Source organism: Embleya sp. NPDC059237 (assembly GCF_042754105.1).
In the GTDB taxonomy this organism is placed as follows: domain Bacteria; phylum Actinomycetota; class Actinomycetes; order Streptomycetales; family Streptomycetaceae; genus Embleya.
Genome location: NZ_JBHZAE010000001.1, coordinates 1417461 through 1438403, shown reverse-complemented (window position 1 = coordinate 1438403; position 20943 = coordinate 1417461). Strand labels below are relative to the sequence as shown.

At 70.5% G+C, this 20943-nt stretch carries 19 protein-coding genes, 1 pseudogene and 1 CRISPR repeat array; of the genes and pseudogenes, 6 read left to right on the top strand and 14 right to left on the bottom strand.

Features of this window, described 5'->3' with window-relative positions:
• Window positions 1-38: 38 nt before the first annotated feature.
• The 3 genes from ACFXKZ_RS06270 to ACFXKZ_RS06260 are packed head-to-tail and all read right to left on the bottom strand — an operon-like array spanning window position 39 to window position 4675.
• The gene (locus tag ACFXKZ_RS06270; RefSeq protein ID WP_379996932.1) at window positions 39-1061 is read right to left on the bottom strand and encodes a hydroxymethylglutaryl-CoA lyase; all 1023 of its coding nucleotides are present in this window, start codon (window positions 1059-1061) and stop codon (window positions 39-41) included.
• A complete protein-coding gene (locus ACFXKZ_RS06265) occupies window positions 1058-3058 on the bottom strand; it encodes an acetyl/propionyl/methylcrotonyl-CoA carboxylase subunit alpha (protein WP_379996930.1) in 2001 nt (666 codons plus the stop codon). The genes ACFXKZ_RS06270 and ACFXKZ_RS06265 overlap by 4 nt, the downstream gene beginning before the upstream one ends.
• A 12-nt stretch (window positions 3059-3070) precedes the next feature.
• On the bottom strand, window positions 3071-4675 hold the full coding sequence (locus ACFXKZ_RS06260) for a carboxyl transferase domain-containing protein (protein ID WP_379996928.1): 1605 nt from the start codon (window positions 4673-4675) through the stop codon (window positions 3071-3073).
• Window positions 4676-4752: 77 nt separating this feature from the next.
• Between ACFXKZ_RS06260 and ACFXKZ_RS06255 the strand changes: the two genes are divergently transcribed.
• Entirely contained in the window at window positions 4753-5313 is a 561-nt protein-coding gene (locus ACFXKZ_RS06255) for a TetR/AcrR family transcriptional regulator (RefSeq protein ID WP_379996926.1), read from the top strand.
• 139 nt (window positions 5314-5452) lie between these two features.
• Here the strand turns inward: ACFXKZ_RS06255 and ACFXKZ_RS06250 are convergent, their stop codons facing one another.
• From ACFXKZ_RS06250 to ACFXKZ_RS06235, 4 genes and pseudogenes are all read right to left on the bottom strand, one after another.
• Complete coding sequence (locus tag ACFXKZ_RS06250) at window positions 5453-6097, bottom strand: DUF4352 domain-containing protein (protein WP_379996924.1); 645 nt, start codon at window positions 6095-6097, stop codon at window positions 5453-5455.
• Between the two features lie 168 nt (window positions 6098-6265).
• Window positions 6266-6538: a CRISPR direct-repeat array (repeat unit 19 nt; unit sequence CGGTTCACCCCCACGTGTG).
• Between the two features lie 1939 nt (window positions 6539-8477).
• On the bottom strand, window positions 8478-9002 hold the full coding sequence (locus tag ACFXKZ_RS06245; protein WP_379996922.1) for an AAA family ATPase: 525 nt from the start codon (window positions 9000-9002) through the stop codon (window positions 8478-8480).
• Between the two features lie 53 nt (window positions 9003-9055).
• Window positions 9056-9712, bottom strand: a pseudogene (locus ACFXKZ_RS06240) (IS5 family transposase); the annotation flags it as partial.
• Window positions 9713-9835, bottom strand: a complete 123-nt coding sequence (locus ACFXKZ_RS06235; RefSeq protein ID WP_379996920.1) for a hypothetical protein — start codon at window positions 9833-9835, stop codon at window positions 9713-9715.
• A gap of 552 nt (window positions 9836-10387) precedes the next feature.
• Here ACFXKZ_RS06235 and ACFXKZ_RS06230 point away from each other — a divergent pair.
• Window positions 10388-11605 (top strand): helix-turn-helix domain-containing protein, encoded by a 1218-nt coding sequence (locus tag ACFXKZ_RS06230; protein ID WP_379996918.1) that lies wholly within the window; start codon window positions 10388-10390, stop codon window positions 11603-11605.
• Window positions 11606-12370: 765 nt separating this feature from the next.
• Entirely contained in the window at window positions 12371-12589 is a 219-nt protein-coding gene (locus ACFXKZ_RS06225; RefSeq protein ID WP_379996916.1) for a hypothetical protein, read from the top strand.
• Between the two features lie 16 nt (window positions 12590-12605).
• On the opposite strand, the gene ACFXKZ_RS06220 is transcribed toward ACFXKZ_RS06225, so the two are convergent.
• Window positions 12606-13094: an SRPBCC domain-containing protein gene (locus tag ACFXKZ_RS06220; RefSeq protein ID WP_379996914.1), complete on the bottom strand. Its 489-nt coding sequence runs from the start codon at window positions 13092-13094 to the stop codon at window positions 12606-12608.
• A 75-nt stretch (window positions 13095-13169) separates the two neighbouring features.
• Window positions 13170-13598: a nuclear transport factor 2 family protein gene (locus tag ACFXKZ_RS06215; RefSeq protein ID WP_379996912.1), complete on the bottom strand. Its 429-nt coding sequence runs from the start codon at window positions 13596-13598 to the stop codon at window positions 13170-13172.
• A 107-nt stretch (window positions 13599-13705) separates the two neighbouring features.
• Between ACFXKZ_RS06215 and ACFXKZ_RS06210 the strand changes: the two genes are divergently transcribed.
• Entirely contained in the window at window positions 13706-14146 is a 441-nt protein-coding gene (locus ACFXKZ_RS06210; RefSeq protein ID WP_379996910.1) for a MarR family winged helix-turn-helix transcriptional regulator, read from the top strand.
• A gap of 4 nt (window positions 14147-14150) precedes the next feature.
• Here ACFXKZ_RS06210 and ACFXKZ_RS06205 read toward each other — a convergent pair whose 3' ends face one another.
• Both ACFXKZ_RS06205 and ACFXKZ_RS06200 read right to left on the bottom strand, forming a co-directional pair.
• A complete protein-coding gene (locus ACFXKZ_RS06205) occupies window positions 14151-14813 on the bottom strand; it encodes an alpha-ketoglutarate-dependent dioxygenase AlkB family protein (RefSeq protein WP_379996908.1) in 663 nt (220 codons plus the stop codon).
• A 52-nt stretch (window positions 14814-14865) separates the two neighbouring features.
• Window positions 14866-15705 carry an enoyl-CoA hydratase family protein gene (locus ACFXKZ_RS06200; RefSeq protein ID WP_379996906.1) on the bottom strand — a complete coding sequence of 280 codons (840 nt, stop codon included), beginning with the start codon at window positions 15703-15705 and terminating at the stop codon, window positions 14866-14868.
• 375 nt (window positions 15706-16080) lie between these two features.
• Here ACFXKZ_RS06200 and ACFXKZ_RS06195 point away from each other — a divergent pair, with 375 nt between their 5' ends.
• Window positions 16081-16812 (top strand): response regulator transcription factor, encoded by a 732-nt coding sequence (locus ACFXKZ_RS06195; protein WP_379997324.1) that lies wholly within the window; start codon window positions 16081-16083, stop codon window positions 16810-16812.
• The gene (locus ACFXKZ_RS06190; RefSeq protein ID WP_379996904.1) at window positions 16812-18221 is read left to right on the top strand and encodes a sensor histidine kinase; all 1410 of its coding nucleotides are present in this window, start codon (window positions 16812-16814) and stop codon (window positions 18219-18221) included. Before ACFXKZ_RS06195 ends, ACFXKZ_RS06190 begins: the two co-directional genes overlap by 1 nt.
• A 187-nt stretch (window positions 18222-18408) precedes the next feature.
• On the opposite strand, the gene ACFXKZ_RS06185 is transcribed toward ACFXKZ_RS06190, so the two are convergent.
• The 3 genes from ACFXKZ_RS06185 to ACFXKZ_RS06175 form a co-directional block, all read right to left on the bottom strand.
• The gene (locus tag ACFXKZ_RS06185; protein ID WP_379996902.1) at window positions 18409-18717 is read right to left on the bottom strand and encodes an antibiotic biosynthesis monooxygenase family protein; all 309 of its coding nucleotides are present in this window, start codon (window positions 18715-18717) and stop codon (window positions 18409-18411) included.
• Window positions 18718-18863: 146 nt separating this feature from the next.
• Window positions 18864-19661, bottom strand: coding sequence for a peptidase (locus tag ACFXKZ_RS06180; RefSeq protein WP_379996900.1), 798 nt, complete (start codon window positions 19659-19661; stop codon window positions 18864-18866).
• A complete protein-coding gene (locus ACFXKZ_RS06175; RefSeq protein ID WP_379996898.1) occupies window positions 19658-20932 on the bottom strand; it encodes a VWA domain-containing protein in 1275 nt (424 codons plus the stop codon). Before ACFXKZ_RS06175 ends, ACFXKZ_RS06180 begins: the two co-directional genes overlap by 4 nt.
• Window positions 20933-20943 lie beyond the last annotated feature (11 nt).

Here is a 20943-nt window from a genome sequence, read left to right as displayed (position 1 = left end):
CGTCGGAGGTGGTTCGGTCGGCGGCCGGGCGGTCGCGGCTACGCGTCGGCGGTGGTGCCGGCGGCGGTGGCGGTGGTCGGGTCGGCGAGCACCAGGCCGTGCGCGTCCACCCGCTTGCCGATCAGCGCCTGGACCGCGCGCGAGGGGCTGGGGCGGCCGAGCAGGTCGGCCATCCAGGCGCTGGTGGCCACCAGCGCGCCGAGGTCCACGCCGGTCTCGATGCCGAGGCCGTGCAGCATCCACACCAGGTCCTCGGTGGCGAGGTTGCCGGTCGCGCTCTCCGCGTACGGGCATCCGCCCAGGCCGCCCGCCGACGCGTCCACGGTGGTCACCCCGAAGCGCAGCGCGGCGAGGGTGTTGGCCAGCGCCTGGCCGTAACTGTCGTGGAAGTGCACCGCGATGCGCGACGCCGGCACGCCCGCCTCGGCGAACGCGGTCAGCAGCGCGGTGACGTGTCCGGGGGTGGCCACGCCGATCGTGTCGCCCAGGCTGAGTTGCGAACAGCCCATGTCCACCAGGGCCTTGCCGACGCGCACCACCTGGTCGAGCGGGACGGGCCCCTCCCACGGGTCGCCCCAGCACATGGACAGGTAGCCGCGTGTGTCGATCCCGGCGGCGCCGGCCCGCTCGACCACGGGGGCGAACATGGCCAACGATTCGGCCACCGTGCGGTTGAGGTTGCGCCGGGCGAAGGTCTCGGTGGCGCTGCCGAACACCGCGATGCGGTCGGCGCCCAGCTCGACGGCGCGGTCGAAGCCGCGCTCGTTGGGCACCAGGACCGGCAGGCGGCGATCGTCGGCGGTGATCTCGGCGTCGGCCCGGACCGCCGCGAACACCTCGGCGGCGTCGCCGAGTTGGGGCACCCATTTGGGCGGTACGAAGCTGGTCACCTCGATCGTGCGCAGACCCGCACGGGCCAGCCGGCGAACGAACTCGATCTTGGCGTCGGTCGGCACCACGCCGGACTCGTTCTGGAGTCCGTCCCGGGCACCCACCTCGTGGATGAACACCCGCTCCGGCAACCCGGGTTCGCGGCGTACATCCGGCAGTCGACGCGTCATCGTTCCGTCGCCTCTCCTTCGGCCCCCGCCGCCGCTTCCGGGTCGGCCCCGTCGGGGTCCGGCTCCACCACCGCCAGCGTCTGGTCCATCGCCACCGACGCGCCCACCACCGCGCCCAGTTCGGCGACCACGCCGGCGAACGGCGCGGTCAACGCGTGCTCCATCTTCATCGCCTCCACCACGACCACGGTCTGTCCGCGGGCGACCCGGTCCCCGACGGCGGCCTTGACCACCGTCACCGTGCCCGGCATCGGCGAGGTCAGCGCGCCGGTGTGCGCCGCGCCGCCCGCCGCCTCGGCCCGTACGGTGTCCACCTCGCTCACCCGCCAGGTGTCCGGCCCGTAGGCGAGCCAGCGCACGCCCGACGACTCGGCAACGTAGTCGAAGCGCCGGGTCAGCCCGTCGTACCCGACGGAAAGCCCGCCCGGCACCGCCGAGACCGAGGCCGACACGGCCGGGCCGCCGTCGACCGAGACCTCGCCGTCGCGCACCCGCACCTCGATCGGCTCGCCCGGCCCGATCCGCAACACGTGCGTGTCCCAGGCCGGTCCGCCCACCCGCCAGCCGGTCTGCGCCGCGAACGGGTCCGCCCAGCCGTCGGCCGACACCCGCTCGGCCCGCGCCGCGAGCGCCGCCGCGACCGCCACCTCCGGCGGCGCCGGATGCCCGGTCAGCGCGTCCGTCCTGGCCTCCACGAGGCCGGTGTCCAAGTCGCCCGCGAGCACCGCCGGGTCGCCCAGCAGGCGGTACAGGAAGCCGAGGTTGGTGGTCACCCCAAGGACCCGGGTCTGGGCAAGTGCCGCCCGCAGTCGGCTGATCGCCGTCGCCCGGTCGTCGCCGTAGGCGATCACCTTGGCCAGCATCGGGTCGTACGAACTGCCGACCTCGCCGCCCTCGCGCAGCCCGGAGTCGACCCGGACGCCTTCGAGTTCCGGCTCACACACCGTCAACACCCGGCCGCCCGTGGGCAGGAAGCCCCGATCGGGATCCTCGGCGTAGATCCGCGCCTCGACCGCGTGCCCGTGCATCGACACGTCCGACTTGCCGATCGCGGCGCCCGCGGCGATCCGCAGTTGACTCTCCACCAGGTCGACGCGGGTGACCAGTTCGGTCACCGGGTGCTCGACCTGGAGGCGGGTGTTCATCTCCATGAAGTAGAACGAGCCGGGATCCTCCGACGGCACGATGAACTCGATCGTGCCCGCGCCGACGTATCCGCAGGCCCGGGCGGCGCGCACGGCGGCGGCGCCCATCGCGGCCCGGGTGTCCGCGTCGAGCAGCGCCGACGGCGCCTCCTCGATGATCTTCTGGTGCCGGCGCTGCAGGCTGCACTCGCGTTCGCCCAGGTGCACGACCGTGCCGTGGGTGTCCGCGAGCACCTGGATCTCGATGTGCCGGGGGCGGTCGATCCAGCGCTCGATCAACAGCGTGTCGTCGCCGAACGCGCCCTTGGCTTGGCGCCGGGCCGCGGCGATCTCGTCGGCGAGCAGCGCGCCGTCGTGCACCAGGCGCATGCCCTTGCCGCCGCCGCCCGCCGACGGCTTGATCAGTACCGGGAAGCCGATCTCCCGCGCGATGTCCACGAGTTCGGCGTCGGTCATGCCCGCCGCGCCGCCGCCGGGCACCACCGGCACGCCGTAGGCGGCGACCGTCTCCTTGGCCCGGATCTTGTCGCCCATCAGCTCGATCACGCCCGCCGGCGGGCCGACGAAGACCAGCCCGGCGCGCGCCACGGCGGCGGCGAACCCGGCGTTCTCGGACAGGAATCCGTAGCCGGGGTGAACCGCCCCGGCGCCGGCGCGCACGGCGGCCGCGACCACCGCGTCCACGTCCAGGTAGCTCGGTACCTCGACCGCCGCGTCAGCCTCGCGCACGTGCCGCGCGGCGGCGTCGCCCGGCCCGTACACGGTGACCGCGCGCACGCCCAGGCGGCGCAGCGTGCGGATGACCCGGACCGCGATCTCGCCTCGGTTGGCGACCAGTACTGCGTCGAACACGTCGTGACCCCTCTACATCCGGAACAGACCGAAGCGCGGCTCGGCCAGCGGCGCGTTGGCGCACGCCGTCAGGGCCAGGCCCAACACGGTGCGGGTGTCGAGGGGGTCGATGATCCCGTCGTCCCACAGGCGCGCGGTCGCGTAATAGGCGTTGCCCTGCCGCTCGTACTGCTCGCGGATCGGCTGCTTGAACTCCTCCTCGCCGTCCCAGCTCTCGCCGCGCGCCTCGATCTGGTCGCGCTTGACGGTGGCGAGCACGGTGGCGGCCTGTTCGCCGCCCATCACCGAGATCTTGGCGGTGGGCCACATCCACAAGAAGCGCGGACTGTAGGCACGTCCGCACATCGAGTAGTTGCCCGCGCCGTGCGAACCGCCGATGACGACGGTCAGCTTGGGCACGCGGGTGGTGGCCACCGCGGTGACCATCTTGGCGCCGTGCTTGGCGATGCCGCCGTGCTCGTAGTCCTTGCCGACCATGAAGCCGGTGATGTTCTGGAGGAACAGCAGCGGGATGCCGCGCTGGTCGCACAGTTCGATGAAGTGCGCGCCCTTGACCGCGGATTCGGCGAACAGGATGCCGTTGTTGGCGACGATCCCCACCGGGTGGCCGTGGATCCGGGCAAAGCCGGTGACCAGGGTGGTGCCGTATTCGCCCTTGAACTCGTGGAAGCGCGAGCCGTCGACGATGCGCGCAATCACCTCGCGCACGTCGTAGGGGGTGCGCGCGTCGGGCGGCACGACCCCGTACAGCCCGGCCGGGTCGACGGCGGGCGGCTCCACTTCCCGTACGTCCCAGGGCAGTTGCGGCCGGGCGCCGAGGGTGCCGACGATGTCGCGGACGATCCGCAGCGCGTCCTTGTCGTCGGCCGCGAGGTGGTCGACGACGCCGGAGATGCGGGCGTGCACGTCGCCGCCGCCCAACTCCTCGGCGCTGACCACCTCGCCGGTGGCGGCCTTCACCAGCGGCGGGCCGCCGAGGAAGATGGTGCCCTGGTTACGCACGATCACCGTCTCGTCGCTCATGGCCGGCACGTACGCGCCGCCGGCGGTGCACGAGCCGAGCACGGCGGAGATCTGCGGGATGCCCCGGGCGCTCATCTGCGCCTGGTTGTAGAAGATCCGCCCGAAGTGCTCCCGGTCCGGGAAGACCTCGTCCTGCATGGGCAGGAACGCGCCTCCGGAGTCGACCAGGTACAGGCACGGGAGTCGGTTCTCCAGCGCGATCTCCTGGGCCCGCAGGTGCTTCTTGACCGTCATCGGGTAGTAGGTGCCGCCCTTGACCGTCGCGTCGTTGGCCGCGATCACGCACTCGCGGCCGGCGACCCGGCCCACGCCCGCGATGATCCCCGCGGCCGGCGCGTCGCCGCCGTACATCCCGTCGGCGGCAAGCGGCGCGATCTCCAGGAACGGCGTGCCGGGGTCCAACAGGGTCTCCACCCGGTCGCGCGGGAGCAGCTTGCCCCGCGCGGTGTGCCGTTCCCGGGCCCGTTCGCCGCCGCCCAACGCGGTGGTCGCCAACCGGGCGCGCAGTTCGACGACCGCGCGTTCGTGGGCTTCCGCGTTGGCCCGGTAGGTCTGCGACCCCGGGTCGGCGGCTGTGCCGAGCACGTTTTCCATGACACCGCCTCGAGTTAACCTTCGTTCACCTGCCCCCGAGGTTAACCACGGTTAATCCGAGTGTCTAGCATGGACACATGACCGTGAGCCGTCGAGACCAGATCCTGCAGGTGGCCGCCCGGCTGTTCGCCGAGCGCGGCTATCACAGCGTGGGCATGGACGACATCGGCGCGGCGGTGGGCATCAGCGGCCCCGCGCTGTACAAACACTTCCGGGGCAAGGAGGCGATGCTCACCGAGCTGCTGGTCGACATCAGCGAGCAGCTGCTGGCCCGGGGCGAGCTGCGGGCGTCGATCGAGGACCCGGCGCAGGCGCTGGCGGCGCTGATCGAGGGCCAGGTCGAGTTCGCGCTGCGCCACCCGGACCTGATCACGCTGCACGACCACGCGCTCAACCAGGTCCCCACGGCCGAGCGACACCGGATCCGCCGCGTCCAGCGCGCCTACGTGGAGCTGTGGGTCGAGGTGGCGATGAAGGCCCACCCGAACCGCTTGGACGACCGCGAGGCCCGCGCCGCGGTCCACGCCGCCTTCGGCCTGATCAACTCCACCCCCCACACACTACGCACCCCCCAACGCATCCTGGCCCCAATGCTGAGCCGAATGGCCCTGGCGGCATTGGCGGCGGCGACGGGGTAAGCGGGCGTGCGGCGAGGTGACCTCGAAACCGCGGCCACCGGCCGAATGAGTGGCGGGCGAGCCGTCCGCTGCGTCGGCGCGGAGATGGCCGAGGCCCCCGCGCGTTCGGGTCGCGGGAGCCTCGGGTGTTGCGGTTAGGTCAGGCGTTCCACTGTCCGGTGTTGGTTGACATCATGCTGATCTGCAACTGGATCGTCGTGATCTTTGCGGCGGTGGGCACCTCATAGGTGACGAATCCGAGCCGGACACCACCGGGCGGGATGCTCACGCTCGACGGGAACGCGGGGCCGGCGCTGGTCTCACCGAAGCTGCTGCCGAACTGCTGACCATCGGCGTCGATCAGATGGGAGCCGAAGTTCGGCGTGTCGGTGATCGGCTGGTCACCACTGTTGACGATCTTCCACTGGATCGCGACGTATCGGTTGCCCGCTTTGGGCTTGAGGTACTGATTCGACGACGACGCCGGATCGACGAGTTTCACCAGGGTGACGTCGACCGGAACGCCCTTGGCATTCGTCAGGGTGAGCGTGTCGCCAACCTTTGCCGCAGGCGGGGCACTCGGCCTGGTCGAGGTGGGTGCGGCTGCGGCCTGGGTGGCCGGGGCGGCTGAGGCGCCCGGGGCGGCAACCGTCGGCGACACGGCCCCGGGCGGTTCGCTGACGGACTTGTCGATGATCGTCGGGTTGTTCGCCTTGGTGACGACCTTGTCGTCGCGCTCGTTGCAGGCGGCAAGTGCGAGCGTGCAGGCGACGGCCAAGACGGCGCCGATGGTGCGAGTGTGCATGATCCCCCCACAGTTCTGGTCCGGGGAGGCTACGCCCGCCCGCACTGGCGACGTGGCCGCGTTCACACACTCGTGACGTACGGCTCGCGCCGACCGGGATACCCGCGCACCCGGGCTCCCCCCGATCCCCTCGGATCCACGTCACGGCTACCACGCGGGCCGCCTCCACGGTTCACCCCCACGTGTGTGGGGACTTCCTCCACGGCCTTGCCGAGCATGTCCTTCGCGACGGTTCACCCCCACGTGCGTGGGGACTTCGCATCCGGGGCACACGCGAGCATGCTCAACGGCGGTTCACCCCCACGTGTGTGGGGACTTCTGGTACGCGTCGGCCAGCAGCGTCGCCGCCGACGGTTCACCCCCACGTGTGCGGGGACTTCTGCGGGAGCTCCAGCGGCGAGAGTGTGTCGCTCGGTTCACCCCCACGTGTGTGGGGACTTCTCTTGCTGACCTGCGGGTCCTCTGGGTCTTTGCCATTTCGCGATGAGGATTGGGCAATTGAGGCAGAGATTCTTCCTGAATGTGGTCTGACCAGGGCCTCTTCTCGGTCCAGGTCCCGGCAAGGGTTTCAGTCTCCCAGCAATGCCGGGTGCTTCCGCAAGGCTCGCTGCGACTGTCCCGACGGTCGCACGGCCGGTGATCTTGCAGGCGTGGCGGACAACAACCTCTCGAATCCCGGTCGGTGCATGCGCAGACCTGCGGTTCGATCCTCCGGTGCTTTGAGCATGGCGGTGACGACTCTCCTCGACTGAGTCGCTTGGGGCCGCATCCGGCTCAGAGCGGACCTTATTTACTGGTCTGTCGCTTCGGTGAGGGGATGCCCGTTGAATATGGAGGCCCGGGGGTGGTTGCGGGTCGTCGTGGTTCGCTCGGGTTTCTGTCGGGGAGATGCGGTCACGTTTTCAAGCCTTTTCAGGGCTCGGACGCCAATTGGGGTTCGGCGGGGCGTAAGGAGCCGCTGCCGCGGCAAGAGACTGTGTGATCCATAGGGCGTGATCGGGGCTGCCTTCCATCCCGCCGACGGGGAGTTCCAAGCCATGCTGCACGTCCACGACGCCTCACCAGACCCCCTCCTGGCCGATCGCGGCGATATGAGCGCTTCCGCAACGAGGTCGGCACCACACCCGATCAAGGGCCCATCCGCCAGCTCGTCGACCTGGCACGCCGCTACCTGGAGACCACACACCGCCCCCGCCAGGCCTATTTCGGTACCGGCACATCCCTGCGGGTCACCTCCACGCTGGCATCGGCGCCTCAACCCCTGCCTACCTCGGCGCTTTCCTTCCCGCCACAGCCGGGGTCAAGGCGGGCCCGGGTCGAGGCCGACTGCCTGAATCGCGGGTTGCCGAATCGCTCGAGATATCCTTGCAGCCGCCATGCATGGCGGATTCCGTGGTCTCGTAGGGGACTTCAGCGACGCCGCGCCGGAGAGCAGCACATCGAGTATGCCGGAGGATCGAACCGCAGGTCTGCGCATGCACCGACCGGGATTCGAGAGGTTGTTGTCCGCCACGCCTGCAAGATCACCGGCCGTGCGACCGTCGGGACAGTCGCAGCGAGCCTTGCGGAAGCACCCGGCATTGCTGGGAGACTGAAACCCTTGCCGGGACCTGGACCGAGAAGAGGCCCTGGTCAGACCACATTCAGGAAGAATCTCTGCCTCAATTGCCCAATCCTCATCGCGAAATGGCAAAGACCCAGAGGACCCGCAGGTCAGCAAGAGAAGTCCCCACACACGTGGGGGTGAACCGGAGATCGTGCCCATCACCGAGGATGAGGCCCGGAAGTCCCCACACACGTGGGGGTGAACCGCTCGACCATCGCGTCCTGACACAGGGCCGGGAGAAGTCCCTACACACGTGGGGGTGAACCGCCGCCCCAACGAGAACCCCGCACACGCCGCTTGAAGTCCCCACACACGTGAGGGTGAACCGGGTCCCGAGACCCCCAGGGAAACCACCTGTCCGAAGTCCCCACACACGTGAGGGTGAACCGGGTCCCGAGACCCCCAGGGAAACCACCTGTCCGAAGTCCCCACACACGTGAGGGTGAACCGATCCACCTCGCGCTCGGCGACGTCGAAACCGCGAAGTCACCACACACGTGGGGGTGAACCGGCCATTGGGGGTCATGCCGCGCAGCTCAAAGAGAAGTCCCCACACAACGTGGGGGTGAACCGCCGTCGGTGTGCTGGATGTAGTAGCCCATGCGGAAGTCCCCACACACGTAAGGGTGAACCGTCGAGGACGGAGGTGGGCCACCCCGGGGAAGTCCCCACACACGTGGGGGTGCACCGTTGCCGCCAGGGGCTGTCCGGCGGATCATTTTCGGCTGGTGCAGGGAACGCCTGGTACGGCTGAGTCGTCGTGGGCCGCGGCAGTCACGCGAACGACGGCCACCGGTCGGCGGCCCACTCCCGCCAGTCGACCCACCCGGGCGGCGGGCCGGCGGCCCTGCGGCCCTCCAGCTCCGCCACGTCGGGCTCCTCGAAATGCGCGCGCCCGTGCATGATGTCTGTCTCGGACATCGGCAGTGTCTCTTCGGGGTTGGTTGCCCAGCGGTGGGCGATACGGGCGCGTTGGGTCTCCTCGTCCACCGGCAGGTAGACCATGCGGAAGCACGCCCCCTCGGCCTCCACGAACCAGCGGATCGCGGACCGTTCGTCCCGTGACCAGCAGCCGTAGTCCACAACGACGTTGGTGCCGAGTCTGACCGCCTCAAGCGCGAGCCAGAGCATGCGCCCCTCCAGCACGTCGCGCTTCCCGTCGGCCTCCGCCTCGCCGAACAGGGGAATCATCCAGTCGTCGGGCGTCAGACGCAGCGCGCCGTGCTCCGTTGCGAGCTGTCGGGCCCGCGTGGTCTTTCCGGCCCCTGGCAGGCCTACCATCAGGAACAACGTGGTCACCCCCAGATCGTGGCAGGGAAGCGAATCAGGCGGCCACCGTTTTATCCGCCCGCTCACGGGCTGAGCTCCAGGCGGAGGGAGGCCACGGTGACAGTGCCGTGGAAGACGAAGGCGCGCTTGTCATAGCGCGTAGCCACTGCGCGGAAGTGCTTAAGCCGGTTGATCGTGCGCTCGACCTCGTTGCGGCGCTTGTATGTCTCCTTGTCGAAGCCCGCCGGCCGGCCTCCTCGACTTCCTCGGCGCCTGCGGTTGGCTCGTTGGTCCTTCGGTTCCGGGATGGTGTGTTTGATCTGGCGTCTGCGCAGGTAGCGCCGATTACGGCGGGAACCGTATGCCTTAGCGCCGCCCAAGTGGTCGGGACGGGTCCGCGGATGCCCACCGCCGAGGCGCTTTACCCGGATGCGTTCGAGGACTGGGATCAGCTGCGGGTTGTCGCCCCACCGACCAGGAGTGATCGGCAGCGCCAGAGGGCGGAGGCCGACTTCCCCGGCAAGGTGGATCTTGGAGGTCAGACCGCCCCGCGAACGGCTGAGCCCTTCGTCGGAGCGGTGCTGCCGAGGTGTTGATCTCCGCTTCGGAACTTGCGGCGTCCTGTGCGGAGCCCCGGCAGCGTGCTGATGGGCTCGGCACGAGGTGGAGTCCACGCTCACCATGCTCCAGTCGATCCGACCTCGCGCATCGACATCGGCCTGGACGGCTTGCAGGAGCCTTCATCGGCCGCCACCGGGGGTGGCTGCCGGGACGGTCGCCTGCTTGGTGTGCTCGTTCGCGCCGAGGATGCCGATCAGGGTTGGGTCCGGCAGGTAGCCCACGACGTTGCTCAGCGACTCCACCGCGAAGATGCCGGGTAGTTCCCGCGGTTCGGTGCTCGTTGCAGCAGGACCACCCAACCGGCTGCGAGCGGTGCGCCCAGTTGCGGGATGGTGGTGCCGACCAGTACTTGCCCAGGGTTATGAGGCCACTCCGGCCAGGGTCGACCGGAATCAGCAGGACGGCCAACATTGCGGCATGGGCAGCCGGTAGGGGTGGCAGTGCCGAAGCGGTCGATTGGGCCGGCGAGTTGGGGCCGACCAGGGCCTCGGCCACGATCGCGATGCCGACGCGGCGGGCAGTGACGGTCGCGACGAAGGCTGCCGGGCACCGGGGAGTGCTCAGCAAGGTGCGGTAAGGCGTCCGCGAGACGGCTTGTCCTCTTCGTTGCCCGGCGGGGTGGGCTCAGGCGAAGTTGCCCGTTTCGGCATCCTGTTCGGGTCGCGCTTCGGCGTACGCTGGCAGGACCTGATTTGCCTCGCCCGGGTACGGCGCGGCGTCCGTTGGCCAGGCAGGAGCCCGGCGAGCGGCGCGCATGGCCAGCTCGGGGGGCCTGCTCGGAGGGATCCCAGGTCATGCCCACCGACCACGACGAGACACCGACGATCGAGCACAACGGCTCCCGATTGGCGGCGGCCCGTGCCGCCCGAGGCTGGACGCAGAGCCGCCTCGCGATGGAGGCGAACTTCAGCCTCGCCGCCATCAAGGCATACGAGCGCGGTGCCCGCAGCCTGGACCGACCCGCGAACATCCTGACCCTGGCACGTGCCTTGAAGTGCCACCCGACCGACATCACCGGAGCCCCGTACTACGTGCCGGGCTCGGACGACGGAGCGGTGTCCGCGATCAAGCGCGAACTCCTGCGCTACAACCGGCCGCCTCGCCCGACGGACGCTCAGGCTCGCGAGGTCGACCTCGCCGAACTGCGCCTTCGTGTCGCCGAGGCGAGCGCCTGGCGGCAAGCCGCAGCGATGACCCGGACCGGCGAGGTGCTGCCCGATCTGCTGCGTGACACCCGAATCGCCACGCACGTGCTGGAAGCGCACGAACAGCGAGAGGCGTACGGCCTGTTGTGCTCGGCTTACGAGGCCGCGATGCAGTACCTCTACAAAATGGGCCTGATCAGCGACGCGACCCTCGCGACCGAGCGGGTCCTGTGGGCCGCCGAGCGCACGGAGGATCCGCTGCGGATGTTGGCCGCCCGCTGGTACGAGTCGGGCGAGTACATCGGCATCGGCGAGCACGAGGAGGCAGCGGACATCCTCGATGACGGCCTGACCGAGCTGTCCAAGCCTCGGTATCGCGACGACCCGATGTCCCTGTCGCTCGCGGGCGCCTACCATCTGAAGGCGTCGCTCAACTCGGCGCGCGGCTACGACGGTGAGGCCGCTTGGGCGCACTGGGCGAAGGCCGAGCAGGCGGCGACCGAACTCGGCCGGGATCGCAACGACTTCGAGCTGGTCTTCGGTCCGACGAACGTCGCCATCTGGGGCGTTTCGCTGCCGGTCGAACTGGGCCGTGGGCGCGACGCGGTCCGCCGGTTGGAGCGAATCATCCTGCCGAAGAACTACAGCAGGGAACGCCGCAGCCACTTCCACATCGACGCGGGCCGCGCACACTACCTGGCGGGCGACCACGACTCGGCCTGGGAGGCGTTCGAACAAGCGGAGAAGCTGGCCCCCCAACAGGCGCGCATGCATCCGGCCGTGCGCGAGAACGTGCGCCTGATGACGGCGAAGTACCGCAGGAGCGGGCATCGAATGGAATTTGCGAGGCGTGTGGGCGTGGCCTGACGCAAGCCTCGAAAAGGATACAGAACGTAGTCCTCACGTCACTGGACGGCCCCTAGCGTTGTGACCACCAGGTTTCCAACGCTAGGGGCCGTCGTCATGTCCTACTCCGTAACCATCCAGCCGTCCGGCAATCCGGACCGAGCAGTCCGCATCACGGCACCCGGTCGTGATCCGCTCGATGTGACGCGGGCGGAGTTGACGGCTCTGGTGCATGAGGCGCGGGTGTATTTGATGCGGACCTTTCCGGCGCCGTTGGTCGGGCGCGGTTTGGACTCGGGCGGCTGAGCCACGCCCGATGCCGCCCGCTCCGACCGTTTCCTGCGGGCGGCACCTCCCGGTCCTGCGGCCACCGGCGCGGCTGCGGGACCGGGGGCTCGATCCCTTGTCCGGCTGGGTGCCTGAAGACCCCCGCACAACCGGCCGGGCCGGGCCGTCCGCCGATCCACCACCGAAAGCAGGTCCGTGTACCCGCCGCTTCTTGAACGTCTCGGTGCAACCGCCGCCGAACGCCATCGACTTGCGGGCCGCCGGCCCGACCCCGCGACCGCCCCACCGCATCGGCAGCGCGCCCACCACCGGCACTGCCGCGCCGCCGGGGCCGCGTTGCGGGGCGCCGTGGCCGATGCGTATCGAAGCGGCATGTCGGTGGAGGTCATTGCCCGCGCGACCGGGTTCTCCCCGGGCTACGTGCGCATCATCGCGCACCGAGCGCCGCGTGCCGAAGTCTCCGACCCCGTCGCCCCGTTCCATACGCAAGGAGAGATCATGACCGACACGCCCACGCCTCCCTGGGCCATCGGCGAACCCCTGTGGCGCAAGGTCGACCACCACGCGCGACATCACCACCTCGGCACCATCACCCGCATCTGGCACGACGGGGACCGGTGGATGGTCGAATACGCATACGGCGCACGCGCCGACAGGATCACGACCGCACCCGCCGCCGAGATGTACCGCGAAGGGCCCATGACCCGACCCGTCTGACCATCGAGCGGCCTTGTCACCTGGCGGCGGCGATCTCTGCCAGGTGGCGCAGGGAGTTGGGGAGGTGTTCGGGGCCGAAGGGTGGGAATTGGAAGCGCTCCCGGGCGGGTTCCGACGCCGCCGACCAGTCGTAGGTGAGGGTGACCTCGGTTTGTGACGCGTCGAGCGGCTTGAGGTCGTAGCGCCAGGTCCAGCCACCGAACTGCAGGCCGCCGTCGTCCTGTTCCATACCGGGCGCCCAGCCGATGGCGTGTGGCGCGTCGAGGACGCGGACCTGGTTGGCCATCCGGTAGTCGCCGTCCGGGTGCTTGGCGTGGTACATGGCCATCCGGAAGACCTGCCCCACCTCGGTCAGCGGCGCCCTGTCGACGCACTCCTGGACCCAGCCGGTGCCGTCGATGGAGGCGTGGGTCGTCGGATCGGTCAGCACCGCGAACACCTTCGCGGCGGGCAGGGCAATGGTCAGGGCGACGCTCACGGATTCCGCCTGCTTCATGGTTCCCATGCTCCGCACGCTCCTCGTCGTCTCGTCTCGTGTCGTCTCGCCATGGAGACCGTGCGGAGCGGAGAAACTCATCGGTCACGCGTCGTGCGTCCAGGCGAGGGTGATCCGCATTTCGCTGAAGCGCCAGCCCTCCCGGGTCCGCACGGCCGTTGCGGCTACGCGCAGGCCGCTGGTCCGGTGCGGCGGTTCGCCCTCGTGGTGGAAGTACACGAGTTGGTTCGCGGTGGCCTCGGCGCGGTCGCCGTCGACGCGCACCAGTACGTCGCCGTGGACGTGCTGGGTGTGCACCCCCTCGACGTGGCTCTCCTTCAGGAGGGCGGTCAGCGCGTCGAGGCCGCGTAGGTCACCGCGCGGCCCGCGCACCACGGCATCGGCGTGGTAGACGCTGCCCGCGTCGTCGTAGCGGCGTTCGTCCAGCAGATTCGCGAGGCGGGCAAGCAGATCGGCGACCTCAAGACGATCGGCAAGCAAGGCGGCGGTGGCATCGGTGGTGTTTGCGGACACGGCGGCACGGCTCCTTCACTCTCACTGCTTCAATCACTGCTGCAATGTTGGTGACACCAACACTACTCATACATGTTGGTCATACCAACATCGATACAGTGATCCACATGGACGAAACCCCCCGGCGCCTGACCACCAAGCCGAGCTGGCTGATCACCCAACTCGCCGTGCATGCCCGCCGGTTGGTGAACGACGGGTTCACCGCCGCCGGGGCGCGCGGCTACCACTACCGGATCCTGGCCGCGCTGCACGAGTTCGGGCCGGCGAGCCAGGCCCAGCTCGGCCGACGGTGCCGCGTCGACCGCAGCGACATCGTGGCAGCGGTCAGCGCCCTCGTCGAGGAGGGCTTCGTCGACCGCTCCCCCGACCCCGGCCACGGCCGGCGCAACCGGGTCACCCTCACCGAGAACGGCCTGCGTCAACTGCGCCGCATGGACGAACTGCTCGATCGGGCCCAGGACGACCTCCTCGCGCCGCTGTCGGCCGAGGACCGGCAGACCCTGACCCGCCTGCTCGGGCAGGTTCTCGCCCACCACGAACCGGGGTAAGGCCCTACGACCCGGCAGGCCGCCGCCCCGACGCCCGGATGGTGATGTTGAGCCGGCCGCCCGCCAGGCCCGTCGCCGGGTCGCCCGTGCCTGGGCGGATCCTCGGTACCCCGTGGTAGGCGAGTCGGGACGGGCCGCCGAAGACGATCAGGTCTCCGCTGTACAGCTCCACGTCCGTCCACGGACGGGTGCGCGTCTCGGTGTTGCCGAAGCGGAACACACACCTGTCGCCGATGCTCAGCGACACCACCGGCGCCGGCGACGCCTCGTCCGCGTCGCGGTGCAGGCCCATGCTCGCCTTGGCGTCGTAGTGGTTGACCAGGCCGATGTCGTACGGATCGGCCGGAAGGGACCCGTACACCTCGACCACCGCCCGCCGCGCCAGCGCCCCGAGCAGCGCCGGGAACGGCTTCACCGGCGTGCCGTCCGGCAGGAACTCGCTGTAGCGGTACGGCTCCCAGTGCAGCCCGAGACACACACTGCGTACGCTCATCACCCCACCCGAGGGCATCACCAGATGCCGCATGCCGGCCGGCGGCGCGGCCCACGCACGGGCCGCGACCACCAACTCCCGCTGCTCGTCGAGCGAAAGCCAGTCCGGCACGTGCCAGGCCCCGGGAGCGAGTTCGACCCGCTCCCGGGGTACCGGGAAGAGTTCGCCGGTCACGTCGCGGCAACTCCCGCCCGACCATTCACGGTTACACACCGCGCAGGACCCGTCACCGCCCTGCGCCCCCCTCGCTCACCCACTTCGGCGCCCGCTTCTCCCGAAACGCCGCCATGCCCTCCGTCGCGTCGGCCGAGGCGAACAGTTCCGCCGAGCGCCGGGCCAACTCGCGCCCGTCCCGGTCGAAACCGGCCTGCAACGCACCGATCGTCAACTTCTTCGACTCGACCAACCCCTGCCGCGAGCACAGCCGGAACGACGCGACCAGCGCCGCCACCGCCTCGTCCGCGCCCTCGGGCCCGTTCACCGCGCGGGTCAGCAGGCCGATCCGCTCCGCCTCCGCGCCGTCGAACACATCGCCGGTGAGGTAGTACCGCGACACCGACCGCGGATCCATCCGGGGCGCGGTGGTCAGCGAGATCACCGCCGGGCTGAGCCCGAGCCGCGCCTCGGTGAACGCGAACGTCGCCTGCGCCGGCGCGATCGCCAGATCCGCCGCGCCGACCAGGCCGATCCCGCCGGCGCGCGCGTTGCCGCGCAGGTGTGCGACCACCGGCACCGGCACCTCGACCACCAGGCGCAGCAGCGCGAGCAGTTGCTCCGCGCCCTGGGCCATCCCGCCCGCCGCCGCCTCGCGCAGGTCCATGCCCGAACAGAAGGTCGGCCCGGTGTGGGTGAGCACCACCGCCCGCACCCGCTCGTCCACGCCCGCCTCGGCGAGGTGATGGCGCAGCCGGGCGACCAGGCGCGCGGACAGCGCGTTGCGGTTGGCGGGCGAGTCCAGCGTGATGGTCGCGATGCCGTCGTCCAGCGTCATCCGGACCGGATCGTCGGTCGAGTGCGGGTGGCCGGGCTTGTCGTCCAGGCTCGTGCGTACCGGCTCGGGCTCCACGGTGTACCTCCGGGTTCGGGGCGATCGGCGCGGGGACTCGGGGGTGGCCCGGACCGCGCGCCCGGTGCCGCGTATGTTGCCGGTCGCGGCACCCGCGTGTGTCGTCGGCCCCCCGTTCGGTCGACCGAGGCCACCACCTCGATCGGCACGCGCGAGGGCCCGCTGCGCTACCTCGATCCTCACATGCGGGGGTCGGCTTCGATCGAACCGCGTCGCATTCATGTTCCTTTCATGTCGAGCGCGCACATTGGCACGACACGCTTTGTACCGAGTCCACACGGAAGGTGTCCGCGTGCGACCGTGGGGCGACCCGGAGTAACCGGATCCCCCGGGATCCGCCGCCGAATGAAGGAGTCGCCCGCCATGACGCCCGCGATGACGCCCGCCGCCGACACCGGAACCCCGCCGCACATTCTCGTCGTGGACGACGAACCCGCCGTCCGCGAGGCCCTCGAATCCAGCCTGCGCTTCGAGGGCTACCGGGTCACCCTCGCCGACGAGGGGGTGGCCGCGCTCACCGCGATCGCGGGCGACGAGCCGGACCTGGTGCTGCTCGACGTACTGATGCCCCGCATGGACGGGCTGACCGCGTGCCGCCGACTGCGCGCCCGGGGCGACACGCTCCCGGTACTGATGCTCACCGCGCGCGACGCGGTCGGCGACCGGGTCACCGGGCTCGACGCGGGCGCGGACGACTACCTGGTCAAGCCGTTCGAGCTGGACGAGCTGCTGGCCCGGGTACGCGCGCTGCTGCGCCGCAGCGCGATGGCCGGCGCGCGCGAGGAGGCCCGCGACGACGCGCTCACCTACGCCGACCTGCGGATGGACACCGCCTCGCGCGAGGTCACCCGCGCCGGCCGGACGATCGACCTGACCCGTACCGAGTACACGCTGCTCGAACTGTTGCTCACCCACCCCCGCCAGGTGCTGACCCGGGAGCAGATCCTGCACAACGTCTGGGGGTTCGACTTCGAACCCGCGTCCAATTCGCTCGACGTGTACGTGATGTACCTGCGGCGCAAGACCGAGGCCGGCGGCCTGCCCCGGCTCGTGCACACCGTTCGCGGCGTCGGCTACGTCCTGCGTACCGCGGAGGCGCCGTCCTGATGAGCCGTCATCTGCCGCTGCGCGCCCGCCTGGCGCTGCTCACCGCGCTTGCCGTGGCGCTCGCGGTCGCGGCGGCGGCGGTCACCTGCTGGGTGCTGACCCGCAATCAGCTGCGCGAACAGATGGACCGGACCCTGGCCACCACCGGGACGCCGTTCCTGAACCCACGCGGCGGCCAGGCGACGACCATCGCGGACATCTGCCTGCGTCCCGCGCCACCTTTCCAGCGCGGCCTGTTGACGTATCAGGTGGTGCGCGGCGACGGCTGGTTCTGCACCCAGCAGGGCAGCAGTGCGGTGCCGGTCAGCCCGGTCCCGGTGACCGAGGACGACAAGGCAGTGGCGGCGGACACGTCGGGCACGAAGAAGGTGGTCTTCCACGACGCCACCACCAAGAGCGGGCAGCACGTGCGGGTGATGACGCAGCATGTCAGCCGGGACACCGCGGTGTCCGTGTCCCGGCCGCTCGACGAGATCGAGAGTTCGCTGGACAGCCTGGCCACGTGGCTCGTCGCGGTGAGCGCGATCGGCATCCTGGGCGCGGCCACGCTGGGGCTGCTGGTCGCCCGGGCCGCGCTGGGGCCGGTGGACCGGCTCACCGAGGCGGCCGAACACGTGGCCCGCACCGAGGACTTGGACACAGTGATCCCGATCGCGGGCAAGGACGAGATCGCCCGCCTGGGGCGCTCGTTCAACGCGATGACGGCCTCGCTCAAGGCGTCCCGGCTGCGCCAGCAGCGGCTGATCGCCGACGCGGGGCACGAACTGCGCACTCCGCTCACCTCGTTGCGCACCAATACCGATCTGCTGCTGCGCAGCGAACAGACCGGCCGCTCCATCCCGCAGGCCGACAAGGAGCGCCTGTTGCACAACGTGAAGGCGCAACTGGTCGAACTCTCCGACCTGGTCGGCGATCTGCTGCTGCTGGCCCGCCCGGACCACGTGGCCGGCCAGCCGCCGGCCGAGGCCGCCGCGCTGCACTCCGCGGTCGAACGCGCGGCGGAGCGGGCCCGGTTGCGGGCGCCCGACGCGCGGATCGAGGTGGACGTCAGCCCCTGGTACGTGCGCGGCGAGCCGGCCGCGCTGGAGCGGGCGGTGGTCAACCTGCTGGACAACGCGCTCAAGTTCGGCGGCCCGAAGGGGGTCGTGACGGTCCGGCTCGCGGACGGCCGCCTCACCGTGCGCGACCACGGCCCGGGCATCGCCGACGCCGACGCCCCGTACGTGTTCGAACGTTTCTGGCGCGCGCCCGCCGCCCGCGGCCTGCCCGGCTCCGGCCTGGGCCTGTCCATCGTCGCCCGCACGGTGGCCGACGCCGGCGGCACGGTAACCCTGGAACCGGCCGCCGACGGCCCGGGCACGATCGCCAGGATCCACCTGCCCGGAACACGCGAGACGCCGCCGGGCTGACCCGGCCGAGACACACCGAGGCCCCCGCCCCGAAACGGGGGCAGGGGCCTCGGGAGGCCGGGCGCCCGGGAGGCCGGGTGACCTGGAGGCCGGGTGACCTGGAGACCAGGTTCCCAGACACCCGGGAGACCGGAAGACCGGGGGACCGGAAGACCGGGCCGGGTGCCCAGCCGACCGACTACCCGCCTCAGCCCTCGTCCACCGGCGTCAGGTCGCTCTCGTAGTGCACGATCGTCGGCGGCACCGCGAAGAACTCGCCCACGATCCCGCGCCACTGCGGGAACAGCTCCGACTCGCGGAAGCCGACCGTGTGCGCCTCCAGCGTCTCCCAGCCGATCAGCAGCAGGTACGACGTCGGCGACTCGATCTGGCGCACCAGCCGGGCCCAGCGGAAGCCGGCCGACTTCGCGACCACCTCGCGCCCGCGCAGGAACGCGGCCTCGAAGTCGGCCTCGCGGCCGGCGGTGACGGTGATGTCCGCGTGTTCGATGATCATGATGGCTCCCTGCGTCGTCGGATCGGGGTCCGGCTCGGATTCGGTGTCGGCACGTCTCCCGAATCATGGCGAACCGCCCCGGCGCGGGATGCGCCGGGGCGGTTCGCCACGCGGTGTCGCGACCGGGATCGCCGGAATCACCGGAATCAGCTGAACCAGTGCCGCTTCTTCCGGGTGAGCTGGTAGCCCAGGATCCCGAACACGACCGCGACGAACGTCGCCATCGCCGTCCAGAACCACCGCGCGTTCGGCCCGTCCATCCAGTCCCACTGGTACCAGTGGTCCTCTTCCTGGTCCCACGCGACCGACCGGGTGTCCGCGGTCTGCCCACTCTTGAGCACCGCGCCGGCCTTGGTGATCGGCACCAGCGGATCGGCCAGCTTGCGGTCCGAGGTCGGCACCTGGTCGTCGCCGTCCTTGGTGTCCACCCGCACCGCGACCTTGACCGCGGCGCCCGCGTCCAGGTCCGGCACGTCCATCGCGGCGATCCGGACGAAGTACATCCCGGGCAGCGGGTCGGTGGACCACGGCTCGGCCCAGTCGCGCACCACCCTCGGCACGCAGGTGAGCGCGAGCTTGGTGTCGGCCTTCTGCGCGGTGGCGACCTGCTTGCCCTCGACGCACGGCTGGCGCCGACGCAGGCCGTCGTAGATCTCGATCCGGTAGGTCACCGGACCGGTACGGGCATTGCCCGACGCCAGGTCGAGATCGACCTTGGCGTGGATCTCCTTGCCCGCCTTGGCCGGGAACTGCCAGTACAGGTACTCGCCCTCGGACGCCGACCAGCGCGCGTCCTCGCCCAGCTTGAGCGTGCCTGCGGCCAGGAACGTGGTCCCCGGCGGCACGTCCTGATCGGCCGCCGCCGCGCCCGCGAACAGCGTCACCCCGACGAACGCCGCGGCGACCGCCGCGAGTGCCCGCCTCATCGTACGGATCGCCGTCATGACATCGCCTTCCCGAGAGCCTTGAACGCCCGGCGCAGCCAGCCCGCCAACAGGCCCGAGATCAGGCCGAATCCGGCGAGCACACCCAGGAACACCCAACCGCGGCCCAGGCCGTGCACGTTGGCCGCCTTGCTGTCCGTGGCCTTGACCAGGTCCACCGTCAACTCCAGCGGCAGACCGGGCTTGGTGGCCACGTTCGGCTGCGCGGCGAACGCGTTGGTGACGACCAGACAGACCGTCTTCGTCTTCGCGTGGTCCTTGTCCGTCTTGTACGGGTAGCGGAACCCGGCGGACTGCACGTCCGTACGGCCGTTGCCCGCGCCCGCGTTGCCGACCAGTTCGCGGCCGTCCTCGCCGAACGCGGTGACCGTCACGTCGTAGTCGCGCGCCACCTTGCGGTCGGCGCCGACCGTCGCGGTGGTCCGCAACTCCTGGTTCGGCTTGACCGGGACCTTGTACCAGAGGTGTTGACCGAACTCCTCACGGTCGCTGTACACCCCGGGGCCGAGCAGCGGGGCATCCTGGCAGCCGTTCGGGCTGCCCTTGACCGGAGCGGGCGTCTCGTCCACCTCGCGCACCGCGCGCTTGACGATCTGCTGGACCTTCTGCGACAGCTCGTCGGCGTTCAGCACCGAGGTGTACGTACCGCCGGTGGCCTCGGCGATGCAGGACAGCTGCCGGCGGGTGTTCTCGTCGGGTACCAGACCGAGGGTGTCCACCACGAGGTTGAGGCCGGAGGCGGCCAACTCGCGGGCCACGTCGCACGGGTCGGGCGGCGCGCAGGTCTCCTCGCCGTCGGTGATCAGCACGATGCGCCGGGTACCGGTGCCGGTGCCGAGGTCCTTGGCGGCCTCGCGCAGGGACAGTGCGATCGGCGTCCAGCCGGTCGGCTGCAGCTTGGCTATCTCGTTCTTGATCACGACCTTGTTGGGTCTGCCGACCGGGGCCAACTGCTGGGTGTCGACGCACCCCTTGGCCTTGTCGTTGCCCGGGTACGTCGCACCCAGCACCCGGACGCCGAAGTCGGCCGGTTCCGGGACGCCGTCCACGACCTCGTTGAAGGCCTTCTTCGCCGCGTCGATGCGGGTCATCCCGCCGGCGTCGTTGGCCTTCATCGAACCGCTCACGTCGAGGATCAACTCGACCTTCGGTGGCGGCGCGGTCGAATTCGTCTCGTCGGCCATCGCGGACGGCGCGGAACCGCCCACGACAGCCAAGGTCGTCAGCAGGCCGATCAACCCGGCCCCGACCTTTCGCATCTTGATCGTCACGGGGAGGGATC